The organism is Luteibacter sp., assembly GCF_035539195.1.
In the GTDB taxonomy this organism is placed as follows: Bacteria; Pseudomonadota; Gammaproteobacteria; order Xanthomonadales; family Rhodanobacteraceae; genus Luteibacter.
Genome location: NZ_DATLIW010000027.1, coordinates 34,118 through 53,649 on the forward strand (window position 1 = coordinate 34,118; position 19,532 = coordinate 53,649).

The following is a 19,532-nucleotide window of genomic DNA, read 5'->3' on the forward strand; positions in this document are numbered from 1 at the left end:
GGGGCGATTAGCGCAGGCGAGGGCTCCGACTGGGGGCGCTTTTACTGTGGGAGCCGCTTCAGCGGCGATGGGAGCTTGCCGCACCCTGGCCCGCTGCCGCGGGATCGCCGATGAATCGGCTCCCACAAGATCGCCGCTGAAGCGGCTCCCACAACATCGCCGATGAATCGGCTCCCACAACATCGTCCTCGTAACGTCGAGGTGCGGCCCTATCGCGTCGAACGAAGCCCGACCCGGCCCGTAGGGCAATAAGTAAACGGCCGCGGCACGCGGCCCTTCCGACGCGGGTCGCCGTAGACGGTGCCCCGAGGGTGAGACCCGCCGGCTCTTGCGACGCAACGCGAGCCGCAAAACGCGAGGCCGAAGGCGAGCCGCCCCCGCGAAATACACAACGAACCTTCCAAATCAGCGCAGAGCAAGCCATTCTCCTCGCCTCATTCTCGAAGGCCGCCGACACGCCATGGAAAATCCCGGATACGCCCGCCGCCTCACCTTGATGGACGCCGCCCTGATCGTCGTTGGCGGCATCATCGGCGGCGGCATCTTCCTCAATCCGGGCATCGTCGCGCAGCGCACCGCCTCGGGTTGGGTGCTGCTCGGCCTTTGGGTGGCCGGCGGCCTGCTCACCCTCATCGGCTGCCTGTGCTACGCCGAACTCGGCGCGCGCCGCCCGGAAGCCGGCGGCAGCTACGTCTACCTGCGGGAGGCCTTCGGCAGACTGTCCGGCTTCCTCTTCGGCTGGACCATGCTCCTGGTGATCTACAGCGGCAGCAGCGCCGCCGTCGCGACCATCTTCGGCAGTTACGCCACCGCCGTGTTCGGCCTGTCGCCCGATCTGGTCAAACCGTTGGCCGTCGGCGCCCTGGTCTTCGTCACCGGCCTGAACCTGTTCGGCATCCGCTTCGGCGCGCAGGTCCAGAACGTCTTCGCCATCCTCAAGCTGGCCGCGATCACCGTGCTCGTCGTCACCGGCCTGGCCTTCGCCGGCGCCGGCGCCGGTGCCACGCAGGCGCTGGCCACCAGCCCGACCGCGGTGACCGGTTCGCTGGCCGGTGCCCTGCTGCCGGTGCTCTTCGCCTTTTCCGGGTTCAGCTACCTCAACAACCTGGCCGGCGAGGTGCGCGACCCGCAGCGCACGCTGCCACGTGCGCTGGTCGTCGGCATGCTGGTGGTGATCGCGGCCTACGTGCTGGTCAACTATGCCTATCTGGCTGTGCTCGGCCACGACGGGCTGGCCAACAGCAACGCGCCCGCCGCGGACGTGATGAGCCGTGTTTTCGGCGCGGCCGGCGCCAAGCTGATCGCCATCGGCATCGCCATTTCCACGCTGGGCTTCTGCAACATCACCCTCGTCGCCGGCGCGCGCGTCTTGCAGGTGATGGGACAGGACGGCCTGTTCTTCGGCAGCGTGGCACGGCTGCATCCGCGTTATCGCACGCCCAACATCGCCCTGATGATGCTGTCGGCCTGGGCCATCGTGCTCGTGCTGCTGGCCAACTACGGTCAGCTGCTGGACTTCGCCGCGTTCGGCGATTGGGCCGCCTACGCGGTAACCATCGCCACGCTGTTCTGGTACCGCCGGCACAGCACCGAGCGCCCCGCCTTCGCCACGCCGGCCTACCCGCTGCTGCCGCTGATCTTCCTCGTCGTGGTGATCGGCGTGGTCGTGGCGTACAGCCTGGATAAGCCGCTGAGCGCGGGCGTCGTGTGCCTGGTGGTCCTTGCCGGCCTCCCCGTCTACGCGGTGTGGCGACGTCTGTTCAGTAAAGTGACTCGCTGAACAGGGACACCGATGCCACAATGGCTCGGTTCAGCTGAGGAAAGCAGATGGCACAGCAAGGCCCGACGTCTCCCGTACCCGTCCCCCACAAGGATGCCAATCAACCGGCGCCCAAACCCGTACGTGAAGGCATCGACCTCATCGTCAACGACAAGCGCTATCGCCACACCGGCGAGGCGGGCATGCCCCTGCTCTGGTATCTGCGTGACACGCTCCGCCTGACCGGCGCCAAATACGGCTGCGATCAGGGCGACTGCGGGTTCTGCACGGTGATCGTCGACGGCAAGGCGGTCGCCGCCTGCCAGACCAAGATGGAAACCATGCGCGGCAAGCGCGTCACCACGGTCGAAGGCCTCGCCGGTGCCGACGGCAAGCTGCATCCCGTGCAGCAGGCGTGGATCGACGAGGACGCCATCATGTGTGGCTTCTGCCAGCCCGGCCAGATCATGGCGGCGGTGGACCTGCTCTCGCGCCAGAAGAATCCTTCCGACGCGGACATCGACAAGATCGGCAACCTCTGCCGCTGCGGCAGCTATGGCCGCATCCGCAAGGCCATCAAGCGTGCCGCGGGCACGATGAAGGATGCCAAGGCATGAGCGGTGAAGTCCGTCTTTCCCGCCGTCGTTTCCTGAGATACGCCGCCGGTACGGCAGGCGCCCTGGTGATCGGCATCGGTAGCGCCCAGGCGCTCGAGCGAGCCACCCCGGTCGCCCTGCTCGGCGATGCCTGGAGCCAGGTCGGTCCCTATCTGCGGGTCGCCGCAGACGGCCGCATCTTCATCGGCGTTCGCGACCCCGACAACGGTGAAGGCACCTCGACCTCGCTGGCACGGATCATCGCCGAGGAAATGAGCGCCGACTGGAACCGCGTCGTCGTCGAGCCGCTCGGGCTAGGTATCGAGCAAGGCAACGGCGAGCCGCGCTTCACCTACGGCCGCCAGCGCAGCGGCGACGCCACCAGCATTCCGGCGGCCTGGGCCGACCTGCGCCAGGCCGGTGCATTGGCGCGCTGGCTGCTGTTGCAGGCGGCCGCCCGTCGCCTCGGCGTGCCCGCCGACCAGCTGCGCGGCGAGAACGGCATGGCTGTCGCCGCCGACGGACGGCAGATTTCATACGCCGACCTCGCCGCGGCGGCGGCCGGCATCGAAGCACCGAAAACCCTGCCACCGCTGAAGCAACCCGAGCGCTATACGCTCATCGGCCAGCCGGCAGGCGACGTCGACGCCACGGCCGTCGTGACCGGCAGCCTGCGCTATGCGCTCGACGACAGCCTCGGCAACCCGGTGATCGCGGTGCTCGCCCGCTGCCCGTATCCGGGCGGCGCGCTCGACACGGCGGACCGCGATGCCGCGAAGAAGGTCCCGGGCGTCTACGACGTCATCGACATCACGCCGGAACAGGGCCAGGTCGCCGGCATGGCCGCGCAGGCGCCGGCACTGGCCGTGCTCGCCCAGGACACCTGGTCCGCGATGAAAGGCCGCGCCGCACTCAAGGCCACCTGGAAAGCTCCGGAGCATCCCGAACCGTCGACTTCGGCGCTGGAGCAGAAAGCGCTGGAGCTGTTCGGCGACGACGCGGCCACGCCGAGCATCGTGCGCCAGGACGGCGATGTCGCCCTGGCCCGCAAGAAGGCGGCACGGGCCCTCGAAGCCACGTATTTCCAGCCCTGGGTGGCGCATGCCACCGCCGAGACGCCCAATTGCGTCGTTCGCCTGGACCCGGACACCAGCGTGACCGTGATCGCCGCGACCCAGTCGCCGCGCCAGGTCTATACGGTGGTGCAACGGATGACCGGCTTCCGCCCGGACCAGATCGACATCCAGGTGCCCCGCGGCGGCGGCGGATTCGGCCGGCGCCTCGAGCAGGACTACATCGCCGAGGCGATGGCGATCGCCCTCGCCAAGAAGGACGACGCCATCCGCAGCCGCCCGCTGAAGGTCCTGTGGACCCGCGACGACGATCTCGCCCGCGATTACTACCGGCCCATGGCCGTGCACCGCCTCAACGCCTCGCTTGGCAAGGGCAACAAGATCGTCGGCTGGCACCAACGCATGGCGAGCCCGTCCGCCCTGGTGGGCCGCGCCGTGCCCGGCGATCGCCTCTGGCAGTCCGAACTGGTCGCCGACGCCCTGCCGGCCGGCCTCGTGCCGAACTTCCGCAGCGACTGGTATCCGCTGGACTCGACGCTCGCCCGTGGCGAGTGGCGCGGTTCTCCGCACGTGACGCCGACGTTCGCCTCGGAAAGCTTCATCGATGAGCTGGCCCATGCGGTCAAGGCCAATCCGCTCGAGTTCCGCCTCGCCCTGCTCGGCGACGCGCGCCAGCTGCCGTACAGCGGCCGCGGCGGCCCGATCGACACCGCCCGCCTGGCCAACGTGCTCAAGCTCGCCGCCGAAAAGATCGACTGGAGTCGCTGGCTGCGCAGCGAGAATGGCCTCGGGATCGCCTGTGCCTATGTCTTCGGCGCCTACGTCGCACATGCGGTCGAAGTCGCCCCGACGGCCGACGGCATCGACATCCACCGGGTGGTCTGCGTGGCCGATGTCGGCCGCGTCATCAACCCGCTGGGTCTCGAGGCCCAGTTGCAGGGAGCGACCATGGACGCGCTGTCCACCGCCCTGAACCTCGCCATCACGATCAAGGATGGCAAAGTGCAACAGACGGGCTTCCGCGATTACCCGATCGCCACCACGCAGCCGCTGCCCTATGAGATCGAAACGGCAATCGTGCCGTCGACCGCCGAACCGACCGGCGCCAGCGTGATCGGCGTACCCTCGGCGGCACCGGCGCTGGCCAACGCGGTATTCCGTGCCACGGCGGTGCGCGTACGTCGCCTGCCCCTGCTCCGCGAGTTTGCCCGCCTGCGCTGATCGTTCGCTCTCCATCGTCCCGAGGTACCGCATGACCGTTGCATCCTTTACCTCGGGCCCACCTGCCCCACGCACCGACGCCGATCTGATCGGCAGCAACAAGCGCTTCTACGACGCGCTGTGGTCGGAAGCGAAGCTGTTCGCACCCGAACGCTTCAACACCTGGCCGCTGGTGGCCGAACTGGCGGCGCAGACCTCGCGCCGCCTCGAGGTGGCGCCGGGCCTGCGGCCCCGCCTTCCGCTGGCGGATACGCAGTTCGTCGACCTCAGCCGCCCTGCGCTGGCCGAGCTGTCGCGTCACGGGGCGAGAGTCGCCAACGCCATGATCGGCGCGCTGCCCTTCCGCGATGCGTCCTTCGACTTCGTCTGCGCCTTCGACATCCTCGAGCATGTGGTGGACGACGAAGGCGCATTGGGCGAGCTCGCGCGCGTGGCCGAGCCAGGTGCCCGCCTGCTGCTCTCGGTGCCGCTCCACCCCGAGGCATGGACCGCTTTCGACGACTTCGTCGGTCATTACCGCCGCTACGAGCCCGAAGCCATCCGCGCCCTGCTGGCGCGCCACGGGTTCAGCATCGAGCGCAGCGCCGTCTATGGCATGCAGCCCAAGTCCTCCAAGCTGCTCGACCTCGGCCAGTGGTACCTCACCCACCAGAGGGCTCGCGCCATGTGGTGGTACAACAAGGTGTTCATGCCGCTCGGCGTGCGCTTCCAGAAGGCCCTGACCTTCTCGCCCGGCTTCGCCCCGGCGCCCGGGGTGGACGAAGTCCTGCTGGTCTGCCGCAAGGCTGGCATTTAATTCGAGCAAAAACAGGGGCTTTACACATGACGCGGCGCAAGTGGTTATGATGCGCCACCTCCCCGCCCCCCGGACCCTGCATGCTCTATCTCATGCACGAATTCCAACGCTCGATGCTCAGCCCCCTCACCTACTGGGCCGAAGCGAGCGCGAAGATGTTTGGCGACATCGCCAGCCCGTTCGCCCGCATGCCTGGTGCCGACCGCGCCGCCGCGGGCTACGAGCTCATGTTCCGGCTGGGCAAGGCGTACGAGAAGCCCGAGTTCGGCATCCACACGGTGCAGGCGCACGGTCACGATGTCGCCATCGTCGAGCAGGTCGCCATGGCCAAGCCGTTCTGCACGCTGAAGCGCTTCAAGCGCTTCTCCGACGACCAGGCCACGGTCGACCGGATGAAGAACGACCCCGCCGTGCTCGTCGTGGCGCCGCTTTCCGGCCACCACTCCACCCTGCTCCGCGACACGGTGCGCACGCTGCTGCGCGACCACAAGGTGTACATCACCGACTGGGTCGACGCGCGCATGATCCCGACCGACCAGGGTTCGTTCTCGCTGGCCGATTACGTGTCGTATGTCGAAGAGTTCATCCGTCACGTCGGCGTGCATCGTGCGCACGTCGTGTCGGTATGCCAGCCCACCGTGCCCGTGCTCGCCGCCGTCTCGCTGATGGCCGCGCGCGGCGAAGACACGCCGCTGACACTCACGCTCATGGGCGGTCCGATCGACACGCGCAAGAGCCCGACCAGCGTGGACAACCTGGCGACGACGCGTCCGCTGTCGTGGTTCCGCAATCAGCTGATCCACAAGGTGCCGTACCAGTATCCCGGCGCGGGCCGCGAGGTCTATCCGGGCTTCCTGCAGCACGCGGGCTTCCTGGCGATGAATCCCAGCCGCCACGTCATGTCGCACTGGGACTTCTACGAGAACCTGCGCAAGGGCGATCTCGACGACGCCGAGCAGCATCGCAAGTTCTACGACGAGTACAACGCCGTGCTCGACATGCCGGCGGAGTATTACCTCGACACCATCGAAACCGTGTTCCAGGAACACCGCCTGCCCAAGGGCACGTGGGACGTGCACGGCGAACGCGTACTGCCGGCCACGATCAAGAACACCGCGCTGCTGACGATCGAAGGCGAGCTCGACGATATCTCGGGCCTCGGCCAGACCGAAGCCGCCCACGGCCTGTGCAAGGGCATCCCGAAGAAGCGCAGGAAGCACATTACCGTGAAAGGCGCCGGTCATTACGGCATCTTCAGCGGCCGCCGCTGGCGCGACGTGGTCTACCCGGATGTCCGCGACTTCATCGCGAAGTTCGACAAGGGCAACAGCAACACCGGCGCCCAAGGCAACCGCAAGGCCTAAGACGCCTGCCGCTCGCCCTGTATGGTGCGGGAGCCGCTTCAGCGTGTGGGAGCCGCTTCAGCGGCGTATGAGAGCCGCTTCAGCGGCGATGCGTGCTCGCGGTACCCTGTCCCGCTGCCGCGGGATCGCCGCTGAAGCGGCTCCCACACAGCACACCCCCAGGCAACGCCCGCATCAAAGCACCGCTTACATCAAAGCACCGCCGACATCAAAGCAGCGCCCAGCCGATCAGTCCGATCACCACGAAGAACGGCAGCGACCACAGATGGAACGTCGCCCACGCCTTGCGTTCGCCGAGCAGGCGCAGGGCGATCAGGTTGGCCAGCGAGCCCAGCACGAAGCCGAATCCGCCCGCATTCACACCCCAGGCGATCGTGCGCCAGTCCTTCGAATACTCCGCCAGCAGGATCGCTGCAGGCACGTTGCTGACAACCTGTGACGCCAGCGCACCTGTCGCGTAGAGATGGGCGGGCTGATCCAGCCCGAGTCCGCCAAGGAAGTGCTTCACCCCATCGAGCCCGGCAAGCATGCGCAGGTCGATGAACATAAGGACGAAGGTGAGCAGCAGGCCCCAGTCGATAGTGGCGACGATGCGACGGCGAAAAACGAGGAAAACCGCCAGCACACCGAGCAATCCCCACGCCGCGTGATGCAGGTCGGCCAGGACGAGGAAGGGAATGTAGAGCACGGCGGCGACGATCAGCATCGAGTGGTCGACGCGTCGCTCGCTGTCCTCGTGGACCTGAAGCGGCTTGCCCGGAAACGCCAGCGCGGTCACCACCAGCAGCAGCACCAGGGCCACCGCCACCAACGGCAGCATGGCCCAGACGAAGCCGCCGAAACCATTGTTCCACTGCTGCCAGAGAAACAGGTTCTGCGGGTTGCCGATCGGCGTGAGCATCGAGCCTGCATTGACCGCGAGCGCCTCGAACACGACAAGGCGCGTGGCAGGCATGCGCGCGATGCGGCACATGCTCAGGGTGAGCGGCACCATGACGAACAGCGACACGTCGTTCGTGAGCAGCATCGACAACAGTGCCGTCGCCGCGACCAGGCAGAGCGCCGCGACGCGTCGGGTAGCTGTCCGTTCGATAAGCCAATGGCCAGCCACGTTCAACGCGCCGCTGGATTCGACGGCCTTGGTCAGCAGGAGCAGGCCGGCGAGCGCGGCGATGGTCGGCCAGTCCACCAGCGAGGGCCAATCGGGAATGCGCGATGGCATGGCGATCCCCAGGATCACCAGCACTGCGAGGAGTACGAGGAAAAACACGTCGCGACGCAGGGCGCGCAACGATTTGGGCAACCACATCATGGATAGGATCCCGCCGGCCAGGACCGAATCATATCGGGTGTCCGCGTCGCCGGGGCGTGCATGCCCCGGCGCGTTGCCTCAGCGGTCGCGGGGGACGTCGACCTTGCCGGTGACGCCGTGCTGCGTAATGTCGCCACTGCCTTTCGTATTGACGGTGAGGTTGCCCTTGACGCCATCGACTTCGATCTCGCCCGAGCCGACCGTTCCCACGCTGACATCACCGGTGATATCGCGCAGCTTCGCTTCGCCCGAACCCACCGTCGCGATGCGAACGCCACCATTCGCACCCGTTGCCGCGAACGAGCCCGAGCCCACGGTGGTGACATCGACCGCACCGGTGTTGTCGATCTTCACTTCACCGGACCCGACCGTCGTGCTGAAAGCGCCCTTGATGTCATGGGCTTCGAGTTCACCGGAGCCGACCGTGCTTTCCAGCGTAGCGAGACCACGTGCGGTCGCTTCGCCCGAACCGACGTTGATCGTCACCGGGATGGACGACGGCACGGCCGCATCGACCTTCAGGTCGGTGTAGTTGTGGCCGAAGTTCCAGCCGCGGCCCTCGTTTGTCAGCTTGACCACCAGCGTGTCGCCTTCACGCTCCTGCGTGACCAGGAGCTTGTCGAGAGACTCCTGGCTGGAGGCGCATGCCTTGCCACGCACGGTGCCCTTGCCTGCCGGCGCGGTGCCCTCGACGTGAAGCTCGTAAGCGTTGGTGACGAAGGTCACCCTGCGCACGCCGGAAAGATTGAGATCGAGATTGCGGTCCGCGTGGAACTTGCATTCGCTGCTGTCGGCCATGGCAACGGCCGGCGCCAGCAGGAGGGCAGCGAGGATCAGGTGGCGCATGATTTTGCTCCTGTAGTGATTCGGTGTACCGGTGATGGATGCCGGCCAGCCGAAAAAGGTTGCAACCTTCTCATTTCTTCACATGAAGCTGACCGGCCGACAACGTACCGGTCAACCGGTGGCGAGGCGACACGTTTTTCCCCGTGCATCACCTAACCGGGAGACAACCTATGCAACGCAAGATCCTGATCGCCAGTGCCGCTTCCCTCCTCCTTGCCGGCTCGGCCGCCTTCGCGTTCGCGCAGGACGCCGCCCCGCAGGCCCCGTCGGCTCCTGCCGCACGCTCCGCCCAGCCGGGTGGTCCCGCCGGCCAGGGCCCGAAGTGGGGTCGTGACGGCCACGACGGCCGGGGCGGTGAGCACGGCCGCGGCGAGTGGGGCGGGCATGGCCACGGCAGGGAACAGGGCGGCGTGATCGGCGACCTGCACAGCCTCGAGCGCCTTTATGTCATGACCGGCCGTAGCAAGGAACTGCCGGCGCTGTACAACGAAGTGCTCGCGAAGTCGCAGAACCCGCGTGTGCGCGACTACGCCTACCGTCACCTTGCTCGCGTGCAGATGCAGCCGACCAATGTCGACGCCGCGATCTCGACGCTGCGCAAGAGCCTCGACGAGAACCTCGCTCAGGACCAGAAGCGCCACCAGGAGATGGAAGCGTTCAAGGCGCGCATGCAGCAGCGCGCAGCGGCCGCTCCGGTTCCGGCTCCGAGCGCGAAGTAAGTCGTTGAAGGGATGCGGGGCCCTTGGGCCCCTAGTCTCGATGCGTTCGTGCGAGTACCCATCGCCGCTGAAGCGGCTCCCACATTGTGTCGAGAGAGCGCCTTCGCAGGAGCCGCCTCATCGGCGATAGCTCTGTGTGGGAGCCGATTCATCGGCGATAGCTCTATGCAGGAGCCGATTCAGCGGCGATAGCTCTGTGTGGGAGCCGATTCATCGGCGATAGCTTTATGTGAGAGCCGATTCAGCGGCGATAGCGCGCAGCGCCAACCTCACAACCCCTCGCGCTTCACCCGAACCCAAAGCGCTTCCTGCTCGTCCAGCGGATACGACGCCAACGACCGTCCCTCGGCTGCCGCCATCGCCTCCATCGCGCGAAACCTGCGCTCGAACTTCGCATTCGCGCCACGCAATGCACGCGACACATCCACTTTCGCATGCCGTGCAAGATTCGCCGCAACGAAAAGCACGTCGCCGATCTCATCGGCAAGACGCTCTTCGTCTGCGCCATTGTCGAACTCGTGCCGAACTTCCTCGATCTCCTCGACCATCTTGTCGAGCACCGGCCGATGGTCCGGCCAGTCGAAGCCGACGTTAGCCGCGCGCTTCTGCAGCTTCACCGCGCGCTGCCATTCCGGCAGGCCGTGCGAGATGCCAGCCAGCGCACTCGTGTCTTGACCGCCTTTCGCCGCACGCTCTTCCGCCTTAAGGCGATCCCAGTCACGCGATTGCGCCGCGAGGTTTTCATGGATCACGTCTTCGAAGACATGCGGATGGCGGCGAACCATCTTGTCGCAGATCCCCGCGACCACGTCGCCGAAGGCGAAGTGCCCCGCCTCTTCGGCCATGCGCGAGTGGAACACCACCTGCAACAGCAGATCGCCCAGCTCGTCGCGCAGGTCGATCATGTCGTTGCGATCGACGGCATCGGCGACTTCGTATGCTTCCTCGATGGTGTACGGCGCGATGGTCGCGAAGCTCTGCTTCACGTCCCAGGGGCATCCGTTTTCCGGGTCGCGCAAGCGCGCCATGATGGCGATGAGTTCGTCGACCGGTCGGGTCATGCCATATCCTCGGGATCGATCAAGCGCCCTGCCCAGTCGATCGACGTGTCGCCGCAGGCGATGAATTCCGGGTTGATCAGCGAATCGCGCGTGTTGTAACGGAACGGGCGACCGGCAAGATCGAGTACCGCGCCACCGGCTTCCTCGAGGACGCACTGCGCGGCGGCGGTATCCCATTCGGAGGTCGCGCCCAGGCGCAGGTAGATGTCCGCGTCGCCGCGTGCGATCACACAGAACTTCAGCGAGGAACCGAGGGCGAAGGTCTCGTGTTCGCCCAGCCGGCCCAGCAGGGTCGCGGCGCGCACGCCGGTGTGCGAACGACTGCCGGTCACGCGCAGCACGCCGCCCGCGGGTCGGGCGCGTATGGCGACGCGTTCGCCGTCGGGTGCGCTCTGTCGCCAGGCGCCGCAACCGCGCGCCGCGGCGTAGAGATCGCCGGTGACCGGCGCCAGCACCACGCCAAGCACGGGCCGGTGGTCTTCGATCAACGCGATGTTCACGCTGAACTCGCCGTTGCGCTTGACGAACTCACGCGTGCCGTCGAGGGGATCGACCAGCCAGTAGCGGCGCCATGTGCGTCGCTCGGACCAGGGCGCGGCAAGCGCCTCCTCCGAGATCACCGGCACACCGGGCGCGAGTTCGTGCAGGCCCTCCTCGATCACCCGCTGCGCGGCGAGATCGGCGGCGGTGACCGGCGAGTTGTCGTCCTTACAGACGACTTCGAAGTCCTGCGCGTAGACGGTGAGGATCGCCTCGGCCGCACGCTGCGCGATGACGCAGACGGGGTCCAGCCAGCGAGCGCAGGGCGCGGCGGTCACGCGGGCTTGTAGCGGCCGGCGAGGTACTCGCGGGCCATGAAGAGGGCGGCGATCGAACGCCCCTCGGTGACGTCGTCACGGGCGAGCAATTCGTGCAGTTCGTCCATCCGCCAGGGCACCACTTCCAGTTCCTCGGGTTCGTCGCCCTGCAGGCGTTCGGGGTAGAGATCCTCGGCCAGGACGACATAACCCATGTGCGTCATGTACGACGGCGACAGCGACAGCGTGCCGAGGATCTTCAGCTTGCGCGCGCCGTAACCGACTTCTTCCTTCAGCTCGCGATCGGCGCCCTGTTCGGCGGTTTCGTCGCGGTCGAGACGACCCTTGGGTACGCCCAGTTCGTAGCGATCCACGCCCACGCCGTACTCGCGCACGAGCAGGACCGTTTCCGGATCGCGCATGGCGACGATCAGCACCGCACCGAAACCGCTGCCCTTGAGGCGCTGGTACGTACGGCGTTCGCCGTTGGAAAACTCGAGGTCCACCTCTTCCGCGCGGCGGAGGTAGCTGTCGGGCGCGTCGCGCGTCGCCAGGATCTTCGGACGTTTGTTCATCGGTCGATTGTAACGCCGGTCAGTCTCGCCAGCGCCGTGGCATGGATGGCGGGGGTTCCCGCCAGCACGCCGCGTGTTTCCAGGCCGAGCGCGGCGCCGTCGAGATCGGTGAATACGCCACCCGCCTCGCGCACGATCACCGCCAGAGCGGCAATGTCGAGGATATTCACGTCGGACTCGATGACGAGGTCGAGTCCGCCGCGTGCAAGCAGGTGGTAGTGGCAGAAGTCGCCGTAGCCGCGAATGCGATTGCTTTCGCGGATCATCCCGCCGAGGACATTCCAGCGCGCATCGGCGGTAAGCGTCTTGATGTTGCCGGTGGAGATCGACGCGTCGGCCATCGCTGCCGTCGCGGCGACGCGGACCGGCTCGCCGTCGAGCCACGCACCGCGACCGCGCACCGCCCACATGCGCTCGCCGTAGACGGGTGCCGAGGACACCCCGAGCACGAGTTCGCCGCGATGCATCAGGGCGATCTGGGTCGAGAAGAACGGTGTACGACGGACGAAACTCTTGGTGCCGTCGAGCGGGTCGACCAGCCAGAGGTAGTCGCGCGAGGTATCGTCGGCGCCGTATTCCTCGCCGTAGATGCCGGCTTCCGGCAGCGCCGCCGCGAGGATGCCGCGGATGGCCATTTCCGCTTCGCGATCGGCGACGGTCACCGGGGTGTCGTCACCCTTGACGATGACGTCGACGCCGGTGCGCCAGTAGTGTTGGATGATCTCGGCAGCGGCGCCGGCGGCATCGCGGGCGGCGGCGAGGGCCTTGTCGAGTAGGTCGGTCATGGCGTCGTGATCGAGGGCGCGAGCCCCGCCTTGCGTTGGAGGTTGACGGCACCGTCGCGGCCGATCGGCCCGAACCGTGCGATGAGATGGGATAACGCGGTGTCCTCGAGGCGCGGCACCAGCCTGCCATCGAGGCGCCAACCCAGCGGCGACGCGGCAAGTGTGGCATGGACCGCCAGCGAGCCCTGGCCGTCGTCGGCGAGCGTCGCCCGCAGGATGCCCGCCTGACTCGCCGCCTTCAGCGAGATACCGCCCAGGGCGATGTGACCTTCCGGGGTTTTCACGGCGGCGGCGCGCCAGAGCACGTCGGCCTCCAGCGCGACCGGCCAGTTGCCCTGCAACTCGGCGCGCGGCACCCTGCCCTCGATGATCCCCACCGGAATCAGCTCCGGCGGGACGGCGGGTCCCGTCAGCGCGGTGGCGTCCAGGCGGAAGTCGATACCCGTCCAGATCATGTGGTCCGCGTCGGGACGCTCCAGGTGGCCCTGGAAGCGACCGGCACGACCGTCGAGGTGCAGATCCAGATGAGTGCGCCCCAGAATGGCATCGCGGCCCAGTTGCCAGGTCAGCGCGCCCAGCTCACGTCCGTCGATGGTGGTGACCTTGCCGGCGCGGCCGTCCCAGACCGTGCCCGAGACGTCGTCCAGCACGACGCCATGCGCCCGGCGGGCGAGGAGCGACACGGCCACGCCAGCGGGCATGAACCAGTAGAACAGACCGGCGGCGAACGCCAGCAGCACGACAACCAGGCCGATCCGACGGAACCACTTCAAACGATCACCTCACCTGCGACTTGAGGACCGGGCGGGAGCGGGCGATCATGGGCGGATGACCGATGCCCTTGTCGCGCGCGACCTCTCCGTCCTCTGGCACCCGTGCACCCAGATGCACGACCACGAAACCCTGCCCATGGTACCCGTCGTTCGCGGCGAAGGGGCGTGGCTGGTCGGCGCGGACGGCAAACGTTACCTGGATGCGGTGAGTTCCTGGTGGACCAACCTGTTCGGCCATGCCGAGCCGCGTATCGCCGGCGCGCTGAAAGACCAGCTCGACCGCCTCGAACACGTCATCTTCGCCGGCTTCACCCATGAACCCGCGGTGGAGCTGGCCGAAGAGCTGGTGCGGATCACGCCGAAGGGACTCGATCGGGTGTTCCTTGCCGACAACGGCTCGGCGGCGATCGAAGTGGCGCTGAAGATGAGCTTCCACTACTGGCTCAACCGCGGCCACGGCGAGAAGACCCGCTTCATCGCCTTGACCGGCAGCTATCACGGCGAAACGCTGGGCGCACTCTCGGTCAGCGACGTGGCGCTCTATCGCAAGACCTACGCGCCGTTGCTGCTGACGCCCGAGCTGGCGCCCTCGCCCGACACGTACGAAGGCGAGCCCGGCGAGACGCCGAAGGACATCGCGGCGCGGCGACTGGGCCAGATGCGTGAGTTGCTCGAGCGTCACGCCCACGAAACCTGCGCGGTGATCGTCGAGCCCCTGGTGCAGTGCGCCGGCGGCATGCGCATGTACGACGCCTCCTACCTGACCGGTCTGCGCGCGCTCTGCGACGAGTTCCAGGTACACTTCATCGCCGATGAAATCGCGGTCGGCTTCGGCCGCACCGGCACCCTGTTCGCCTGCGAACAGGCCGGCATCTCGCCGGACTTCATGTGCCTGTCCAAGGGCCTGACGGGCGGCTTCCTGCCGCTGTCCGCGGTGGTCACCACGAACGATGTGTACCAGGCCTTCTACGCCGAGTACGCCGCAGGCAAGGCCTTCCTGCACTCGCACAGCTACACCGGCAACCCGCTCGCCTGCCGCGCCGCGACGGCCACGTTGCAGATCTTCCGCGACGACCCCGTGCTCGCGCGCAACCGCGTGCTCGCCGCGCACATGGCGAAGCGGATCGCCCCGCTCGTCGACCATCCGCACGTTGCCGACGTGCGCCAGACCGGCATGATCGCCGCCATCGAGCTGGTCGCCGACAAGGCAACACGCACACCCTTCCCCGCGGCCGACCGCCGCGGCCTTCGCGTCTACCGGCACGGCCTCGATCGGGGCGCGCTGCTGCGGCCACTTGGCAACATCGTCTACTTCATGCCGCCCTACGTCATCACCGAGGACGAGATCGACTTCATGGTCGATACCGCTATCGCGGGGATCGAGAAGGCCACGGCGTGATTGCCCTGCTCACGATGGGGCCGAAGGCTCAGACCGAGCCGCGCCCCGCTTTGCCTACCGCCTTCGTTAGTACGGGCTTTTCAGGTGCTCGCCTATCGCCCGGAAACCAGAAATACATGTCTTTCCCGCCGTATCTCCAGTCAAGCCCCCAAAACCCTTGAATCTTCTCAAGCATTGGCCAGAGCGCATACGTGACGTCCGACTGCAGTTCTTCCATTTCCACAAGACCTGAAACCGGGCCGAACCTCTCATCAATCGACATCACCAGGGATTGTGCGACAGGGTCAAAACGGGACTTGATATGAATGGGAAGCCTGTCGTCCTCGAAATACGGCTTCGCATTGGCGATGTGATTGGCAATCTCATCAACGCGACGCTCGATGTCATGGCGACTGTCGATACTCATCGACGATACGGTGACGACACTTCGATCGTCGGCCTTCACCAAGCTCGACCATGCTGACATTCCGATAACTACAAACGTTGCAGCCGCCGCTGCGCATGCCTTCATATACATTTTCTTCATCTGCCCGACTCCATAGGATCAAGATGCGGGCCCCGAACGACAGCGCGTCGTCCGAACACCGCAAGTGCAGCCTACGTTCTGAGCAGGGCGCTTCTCTACGGGAAGATTCTGAAAAATCGCACTGATCCGTGTGCGGTGCGGCTGCTGTCGTCTCGCCAACCGATCGATACGACAGACGTAACGTCTTCCGCATCACACCGTGGCTCATCGCGGATCGGCTTGCATCCAGAGCGGGCAACGAAAACGCCGGTACACGGATCTTCCGTGTTTCACGTCAGATGCGCGATAGACCAACAGGCAGTTCACCGAGCCTGGCCATTTCGCCCTCGTCGAACATGCCTGGATTCGCAAGGAAATCCATGGCGAAGTCATGGGCATCGGCACCCCAGAAGAGCTCGCCACCGATAGCCAGCGTGGGCACGCCGAACACGCGGTCCTGCATGGCCAGTTCGAAGTTGGCCTGGAGTGTCGCCTTCACCTCGGGTGTCGACAGCGCGGCACGCAGGTCGGTAATACCCAGGGAGACGGCCAGCGGTGCCAGCGCCTCCGGCGTGTCGGCGGCGCGGCCGTGCGCCCAGATCCATTCGAAGATCGCGCCCACGGCTTCCACGGTGCCACCCGCCGCAACGCACAGGCGTAGGGCCGGCAACGGATTGAACGGATGGGTGGGTGGGAACTTCAGCGGCACGTTGGCCTGCCGCGCGCGCCACAAGGCATAGCGGTAGGTGAACTCGCGTTTGCCCTCGATCTCGGCCGGGCCGCGTTGCTCCATCTGCTTGAGCAGGGCACCGAAGAGGATCGGCCGCAGCGCTACATCGTGCGTACGGGAGAGTTCGCGCACCGCCGGCCACTGCAGCCAGCTGAACATGGAAACGAAATCGAAGTACCAGGCGATCGGCATGCACGCGGCTCCGTCGTGAATGATCCGACGATAGCGAGCCCCGCGGCTGGCTACAATGGACGTTCCGTGACACAAGGCACATTCATGCGCACCATCCGCATCCACGTCGACACGCCGCTGGCCAGCGGCCGCGACATCACCCTGCCCGCCCAGGCCGGCGAGCACGTGGCCCGCGTGCTGCGCATGGAGGTCGGCGCACCGGTGGTGCTGTTTTCCGGTGACGACGGCATGGAGTTCGACGCCACCCTGACCGCGGTCGGCAAGCGGGAAGTCGTTGCCTCGGTCGGCGAAGGTCGCGAGGTCGCCAACGAGTCCCCGCTGTCGCTCACCCTGGCCCAGGGCGTGGCCCGCGGCGAGAAGATGGACCTGATCGTGCAGAAGGCCACCGAGCTTGGTATCGCGCGGATCGTGCCGATCCTGACCGAGCGTTCGGAGGTGAAGCTGGATGCCGCCCGTAGCGAGAAACGCCTTGCGCACTGGCGTGCCGTGGCCTCGAGTGCGTGCGAACAGTCGGGGCGTGCGCGCGTGCCGGCGATCGAAGCCGCCCAGCCGTTGTCGATGTGGCTGGCCTCGCTCGGCGAGGGTGGTCCGATGCGTCTGGCGCTGTTGCCGGAAGGTTCGAAACGCCCCGGCGAGTTGAACCTCAGCGATGCCGCCGTCCTCGCGATCGGCCCTGAAGGCGGATTCGGCGAGCGCGACCGTAACGCTCTCGCTGCTGCCGGCTTTACCGGCCTGAAGCTCGGCCCGCGCATCCTGCGCACCGAAACCGCCGGCCTCGCCGCCATCGCGGCGCTTCAGGCGCTGTACGGCGATCTCTGAAAGTGTGGGAGCCGCTTCAGCGGCGATCCCGCGGCCGGGGTAGAGCTCCGGAGAAGCACCATCGCCGCTGGCGCAGTTTAAGTCCTTCCACCGGCGAGGGCTTGGCCGTCGCGACCAACGCTCGGCGGCATAGAAGTTTTCTGAAAAATAGGCGAAGCGCGTCTCTGACCAATGCTGATGGGGAATACTGACCGTCGGCATCGACGTTCGGGATGGAGCTTGTGCGAGCGCATTTGATCGGAATCTGGCTCGCGTCGCTCGCTTGCCAGACAACTGCCGCGTATTCTGCGGCGCCGCCCTCGGCCACCGTTCTGCAGGCGGAAACGCCGCTGGCGACCATCGACCGGATTCTATTAATGGCCGATCAGGGAAGGGATATCGCGGCCATCAAGGTCGCCGTCGACAAGTTCATCGACCCGAGGATCAATGAGGCATCGGTGCTCCGCCAGATCAATGAGATGGCGGAACGAATTCGCACGAAGATCCCTCATGGCGCAGATGCGATGGAGCGAACCGCCTTGATCCTCAAGTACCTGTCCGAGGACAGTGAGTGGAACCAGCACCAAACATTCAGCTATGACCTCGATGACCCGTTTGGCACAAAACTCGAGAACAAACTTCTCAGTACGTACCTGAGAACGAGGCGGGGAAACTGCGTATCCATGCCGATATTGCTCCTGGCACTCGGTCAGAAATTAGGACTTGAGATGACGCTGGCCACGGCACCATCGCATGTCTTTGTAAAAGTCAGGCACAACGGCACATGGAAGAACGTCGAAGCAACAAGCTTTGGGGTGATGACGGACGAGTCATATCGCACAAAAACCCATATATCCGATCTGGCGATCGCGAATCAGATCTATCTAAGGCCGCTGTCGAGGCGCGAGTCATCGGTGGTTGTGGCGGAAGCCATTCTTGAAAAATTGAAGACGACGGGCTCGCAGCAGACCAGGCTGGATGTCGCCGACAAGCTTCTCTCATACGATCCGAAAAGCGTGCAAACCATGCTCCACAAAGGGAACGCGTACTTTCACATGTTGAAGAATGAGTTCCTCGACCACGGTCCATCGTCGACCCCTCTATCCACGCAGTCCATGTTGCGGTATCGCCATCTCCAACGTGAGAACAGGCGCTGGTTCAGCCGGGCGGAGAGCCTCGGCTGGCGCGAACCTCGAACAGATGACGACCAGCGCTACTTGGAAGACATACGCCGAAAACGCGGCTCTCTAGAGGAAAATGGTTGATGAGAAAGCGAGCTATATCCACGATGCTAATCGCGCTCTTTGGGACGTTAGCTGGTGGTGTCGAAGCACGGTACGTGCAATCCGATCCCGCCGGGCTACGAGGCGGAATTAACACGTACGCTTATGCCCGGTCGAATCCCCTCGTCTATACAGACCGAACGGGCCTGGCCTGCGACCAAACCGGGTGCTGGGTAACGTCGGCGGAGCAAGGGTACGCGAGCGCAGGAAACTGGAGCCTGTACTACCAAGCGGCGTGTAGCGGCGGAGATCCTTATGCATGTCGCGCGCGCGAAGTTGCCAGTAATCAGGGATTCCTGTCAGGAATAACGAATACCCGACTATCGAACTCAATATCAAGCAATCTGCCTAATGGCATGGGCTGCGCAGCAAGCCAGCAGGAGGTCGGGCGTCGAATGGAGAACATACGGATGGGACTCGCACGAGCGCATGCAAGCGCGTTGAACGGCGAGAACGCTAGCCCCGCGAATCCTGTGAAGCTTGACAGGTGGAATCACGTTGGCCGATTCCACGACCAAGTCTTCTCAGAACAAGGTGCAGGCCCCGTCTTCGGCGGCAAGACTTACGACAGCATGTTCGGACGAGGCGGCTTTGGGTACGATTGGTGCCCTTCACCCAGTTGCAGGTGACAGTGTCCGAAATGAATACCCAGATGGCGCTGCTGCTTTTTCTACCGGTATTGCTCGTTGCAGACGTCGTTGCGGCCATCATTGCGCGGCGGCATCAAAACCTGATGTCGCGGCTCGTTTATCGAATCGCCCTTCTCGCGATCGCCAGCTTCGTTGTTACGGTACTCGGCGTCCTGGACGTCGTTTCGCAGATATGGGTGACTCATCCAAATCCGACTCTATTCTACGAAATAGCACGGGTTATTTTTTTCGTCCTGTCGACGGTGAGCATCGTGGGATGCGTCGCCGTACATAGAATGGATCGCAAGAGCTGACCACA

Annotated in this window: 20 protein-coding genes; 11 read left to right on the top strand and 9 right to left on the bottom strand. The window is 65.6% G+C overall.

Annotation, left to right across the window (positions count from 1 at the left end):
* Positions 1 to 460: 460 nt before the first annotated feature.
* The 5 genes from VM621_RS08015 to VM621_RS08035 all read left to right on the top strand — a co-directional run bounded on the left by VM621_RS08015 (position 461) and on the right by VM621_RS08035 (position 6,809).
* Positions 461 to 1,780 carry an APC family permease gene (locus VM621_RS08015; RefSeq protein ID WP_325468441.1) on the top strand — a complete coding sequence of 440 codons (1,320 nt, stop codon included), beginning with the start codon at positions 461 to 463 and terminating at the stop codon, positions 1,778 to 1,780.
* A 47-nt stretch (positions 1,781 to 1,827) separates the two neighbouring features.
* Positions 1,828 to 2,376 carry a (2Fe-2S)-binding protein gene (locus tag VM621_RS08020; protein ID WP_325468442.1) on the top strand — a complete coding sequence of 183 codons (549 nt, stop codon included), beginning with the start codon at positions 1,828 to 1,830 and terminating at the stop codon, positions 2,374 to 2,376.
* Positions 2,373 to 4,649, top strand: a complete 2,277-nt coding sequence (locus VM621_RS08025) for a xanthine dehydrogenase family protein molybdopterin-binding subunit (protein ID WP_325468443.1) — start codon at positions 2,373 to 2,375, stop codon at positions 4,647 to 4,649. The genes VM621_RS08020 and VM621_RS08025 overlap by 4 nt, the downstream gene beginning before the upstream one ends.
* A gap of 31 nt (positions 4,650 to 4,680) precedes the next feature.
* Positions 4,681 to 5,445 (top strand): class I SAM-dependent methyltransferase, encoded by a 765-nt coding sequence (locus VM621_RS08030; protein WP_325468444.1) that lies wholly within the window; start codon positions 4,681 to 4,683, stop codon positions 5,443 to 5,445.
* Positions 5,446 to 5,525: 80 nt separating this feature from the next.
* Entirely contained in the window at positions 5,526 to 6,809 is a 1,284-nt protein-coding gene (locus VM621_RS08035) for a polyhydroxyalkanoate depolymerase (protein WP_325468445.1), read from the top strand.
* A gap of 208 nt (positions 6,810 to 7,017) precedes the next feature.
* Here VM621_RS08035 and VM621_RS08040 read toward each other — a convergent pair whose 3' ends face one another.
* Both VM621_RS08040 and VM621_RS08045 read right to left on the bottom strand, forming a co-directional pair.
* Positions 7,018 to 8,121 (bottom strand): SLC13 family permease, encoded by a 1,104-nt coding sequence (locus tag VM621_RS08040; protein ID WP_325468446.1) that lies wholly within the window; start codon positions 8,119 to 8,121, stop codon positions 7,018 to 7,020.
* A 78-nt stretch (positions 8,122 to 8,199) separates the two neighbouring features.
* On the bottom strand, positions 8,200 to 8,967 hold the full coding sequence (locus tag VM621_RS08045; protein WP_325468447.1) for a GIN domain-containing protein: 768 nt from the start codon (positions 8,965 to 8,967) through the stop codon (positions 8,200 to 8,202).
* A 170-nt stretch (positions 8,968 to 9,137) separates the two neighbouring features.
* On the opposite strand from VM621_RS08045, the gene VM621_RS08050 reads away from it, so the two are divergent.
* Positions 9,138 to 9,686 (top strand): hypothetical protein, encoded by a 549-nt coding sequence (locus VM621_RS08050; protein WP_325468448.1) that lies wholly within the window; start codon positions 9,138 to 9,140, stop codon positions 9,684 to 9,686.
* A 269-nt stretch (positions 9,687 to 9,955) separates the two neighbouring features.
* On the opposite strand, the gene mazG is transcribed toward VM621_RS08050, so the two are convergent.
* The 5 genes from mazG to gspN are packed head-to-tail and all read right to left on the bottom strand — an operon-like array spanning position 9,956 to position 13,677.
* The gene (gene mazG / locus VM621_RS08055; RefSeq protein ID WP_325468449.1) at positions 9,956 to 10,747 is read right to left on the bottom strand and encodes a nucleoside triphosphate pyrophosphohydrolase; all 792 of its coding nucleotides are present in this window, start codon (positions 10,745 to 10,747) and stop codon (positions 9,956 to 9,958) included.
* On the bottom strand, positions 10,744 to 11,565 hold the full coding sequence (cysQ, locus tag VM621_RS08060) for a 3'(2'),5'-bisphosphate nucleotidase CysQ (RefSeq protein WP_325468450.1): 822 nt from the start codon (positions 11,563 to 11,565) through the stop codon (positions 10,744 to 10,746). The genes mazG and cysQ overlap by 4 nt, the downstream gene beginning before the upstream one ends.
* The gene (gene nudE / locus VM621_RS08065; RefSeq protein WP_325468451.1) at positions 11,562 to 12,119 is read right to left on the bottom strand and encodes an ADP compounds hydrolase NudE; all 558 of its coding nucleotides are present in this window, start codon (positions 12,117 to 12,119) and stop codon (positions 11,562 to 11,564) included. The genes cysQ and nudE overlap by 4 nt, the downstream gene beginning before the upstream one ends.
* Positions 12,116 to 12,904 (bottom strand): inositol monophosphatase family protein, encoded by a 789-nt coding sequence (locus tag VM621_RS08070; protein WP_325468452.1) that lies wholly within the window; start codon positions 12,902 to 12,904, stop codon positions 12,116 to 12,118. Before VM621_RS08070 ends, nudE begins: the two co-directional genes overlap by 4 nt.
* Positions 12,901 to 13,677, bottom strand: coding sequence for a type II secretion system protein N (gene gspN / locus VM621_RS08075; RefSeq protein ID WP_325468453.1), 777 nt, complete (start codon positions 13,675 to 13,677; stop codon positions 12,901 to 12,903). The genes VM621_RS08070 and gspN overlap by 4 nt, the downstream gene beginning before the upstream one ends.
* Positions 13,678 to 13,732: 55 nt before the next feature.
* Here gspN and VM621_RS08080 point away from each other — a divergent pair, with 55 nt between their 5' ends.
* On the top strand, positions 13,733 to 15,076 hold the full coding sequence (locus VM621_RS08080; protein WP_325468454.1) for an adenosylmethionine--8-amino-7-oxononanoate transaminase: 1,344 nt from the start codon (positions 13,733 to 13,735) through the stop codon (positions 15,074 to 15,076).
* A gap of 28 nt (positions 15,077 to 15,104) precedes the next feature.
* Here VM621_RS08080 and VM621_RS08085 read toward each other — a convergent pair whose 3' ends face one another.
* On the bottom strand, positions 15,105 to 15,602 hold the full coding sequence (locus VM621_RS08085) for a hypothetical protein (protein ID WP_325468455.1): 498 nt from the start codon (positions 15,600 to 15,602) through the stop codon (positions 15,105 to 15,107).
* Positions 15,603 to 15,876: 274 nt separating this feature from the next.
* Positions 15,877 to 16,503, bottom strand: a complete 627-nt coding sequence (locus VM621_RS08090; protein WP_325468456.1) for a 2-hydroxychromene-2-carboxylate isomerase — start codon at positions 16,501 to 16,503, stop codon at positions 15,877 to 15,879.
* An 84-nt stretch (positions 16,504 to 16,587) separates the two neighbouring features.
* On the opposite strand from VM621_RS08090, the gene VM621_RS08095 reads away from it, so the two are divergent.
* From VM621_RS08095 to VM621_RS08110, 4 genes are all read left to right on the top strand, one after another.
* Positions 16,588 to 17,322 (top strand): 16S rRNA (uracil(1498)-N(3))-methyltransferase, encoded by a 735-nt coding sequence (locus VM621_RS08095; protein ID WP_325468457.1) that lies wholly within the window; start codon positions 16,588 to 16,590, stop codon positions 17,320 to 17,322.
* Between the two features lie 233 nt (positions 17,323 to 17,555).
* Positions 17,556 to 18,566 carry a transglutaminase family protein gene (locus VM621_RS08100; protein WP_325468458.1) on the top strand — a complete coding sequence of 337 codons (1,011 nt, stop codon included), beginning with the start codon at positions 17,556 to 17,558 and terminating at the stop codon, positions 18,564 to 18,566.
* A 23-nt stretch (positions 18,567 to 18,589) separates the two neighbouring features.
* Positions 18,590 to 19,213: an RHS repeat-associated core domain-containing protein gene (locus VM621_RS08105; protein WP_325468459.1), complete on the top strand. Its 624-nt coding sequence runs from the start codon at positions 18,590 to 18,592 to the stop codon at positions 19,211 to 19,213.
* A gap of 11 nt (positions 19,214 to 19,224) precedes the next feature.
* A complete protein-coding gene (locus tag VM621_RS08110; protein ID WP_325468460.1) occupies positions 19,225 to 19,527 on the top strand; it encodes a hypothetical protein in 303 nt (100 codons plus the stop codon).
* Positions 19,528 to 19,532 lie beyond the last annotated feature (5 nt).

Bases quoted from the DNA above. Each gene is read 5' to 3' on its own strand.
- VM621_RS08020 (WP_325468442.1), top strand. From the start codon at position 1,828: ATGGCACAGCAAGGCCCGACGTCTCCCGTACCCGTCCCCCACAAGGAT.
- nudE (WP_325468451.1), bottom strand. From the start codon at position 12,119: ATGAACAAACGTCCGAAGATCCTGGCGACGCGCGACGCGCCCGACAGC.
- VM621_RS08085 (WP_325468455.1), bottom strand. From the start codon at position 15,602: ATGAAGAAAATGTATATGAAGGCATGCGCAGCGGCGGCTGCAACGTTT.
- VM621_RS08015 (WP_325468441.1), top strand. From the start codon at position 461: ATGGAAAATCCCGGATACGCCCGCCGCCTCACCTTGATGGACGCCGCC.
- VM621_RS08050 (WP_325468448.1), top strand. From the start codon at position 9,138: ATGCAACGCAAGATCCTGATCGCCAGTGCCGCTTCCCTCCTCCTTGCC.
- VM621_RS08110 (WP_325468460.1), top strand. From the start codon at position 19,225: ATGAATACCCAGATGGCGCTGCTGCTTTTTCTACCGGTATTGCTCGTT.
- VM621_RS08090 (WP_325468456.1), bottom strand. From the start codon at position 16,503: ATGCCGATCGCCTGGTACTTCGATTTCGTTTCCATGTTCAGCTGGCTG.
- VM621_RS08105 (WP_325468459.1), top strand. From the start codon at position 18,590: ATGCTAATCGCGCTCTTTGGGACGTTAGCTGGTGGTGTCGAAGCACGG.
- VM621_RS08080 (WP_325468454.1), top strand. From the start codon at position 13,733: ATGACCGATGCCCTTGTCGCGCGCGACCTCTCCGTCCTCTGGCACCCG.
- VM621_RS08035 (WP_325468445.1), top strand. From the start codon at position 5,526: ATGCTCTATCTCATGCACGAATTCCAACGCTCGATGCTCAGCCCCCTC.
- VM621_RS08095 (WP_325468457.1), top strand. From the start codon at position 16,588: ATGCGCACCATCCGCATCCACGTCGACACGCCGCTGGCCAGCGGCCGC.
- VM621_RS08040 (WP_325468446.1), bottom strand. From the start codon at position 8,121: ATGATGTGGTTGCCCAAATCGTTGCGCGCCCTGCGTCGCGACGTGTTT.
- VM621_RS08045 (WP_325468447.1), bottom strand. From the start codon at position 8,967: ATGCGCCACCTGATCCTCGCTGCCCTCCTGCTGGCGCCGGCCGTTGCC.
- VM621_RS08030 (WP_325468444.1), top strand. From the start codon at position 4,681: ATGACCGTTGCATCCTTTACCTCGGGCCCACCTGCCCCACGCACCGAC.
- VM621_RS08070 (WP_325468452.1), bottom strand. From the start codon at position 12,904: ATGACCGACCTACTCGACAAGGCCCTCGCCGCCGCCCGCGATGCCGCC.
- mazG (WP_325468449.1), bottom strand. From the start codon at position 10,747: ATGACCCGACCGGTCGACGAACTCATCGCCATCATGGCGCGCTTGCGC.
- VM621_RS08025 (WP_325468443.1), top strand. From the start codon at position 2,373: ATGAGCGGTGAAGTCCGTCTTTCCCGCCGTCGTTTCCTGAGATACGCC.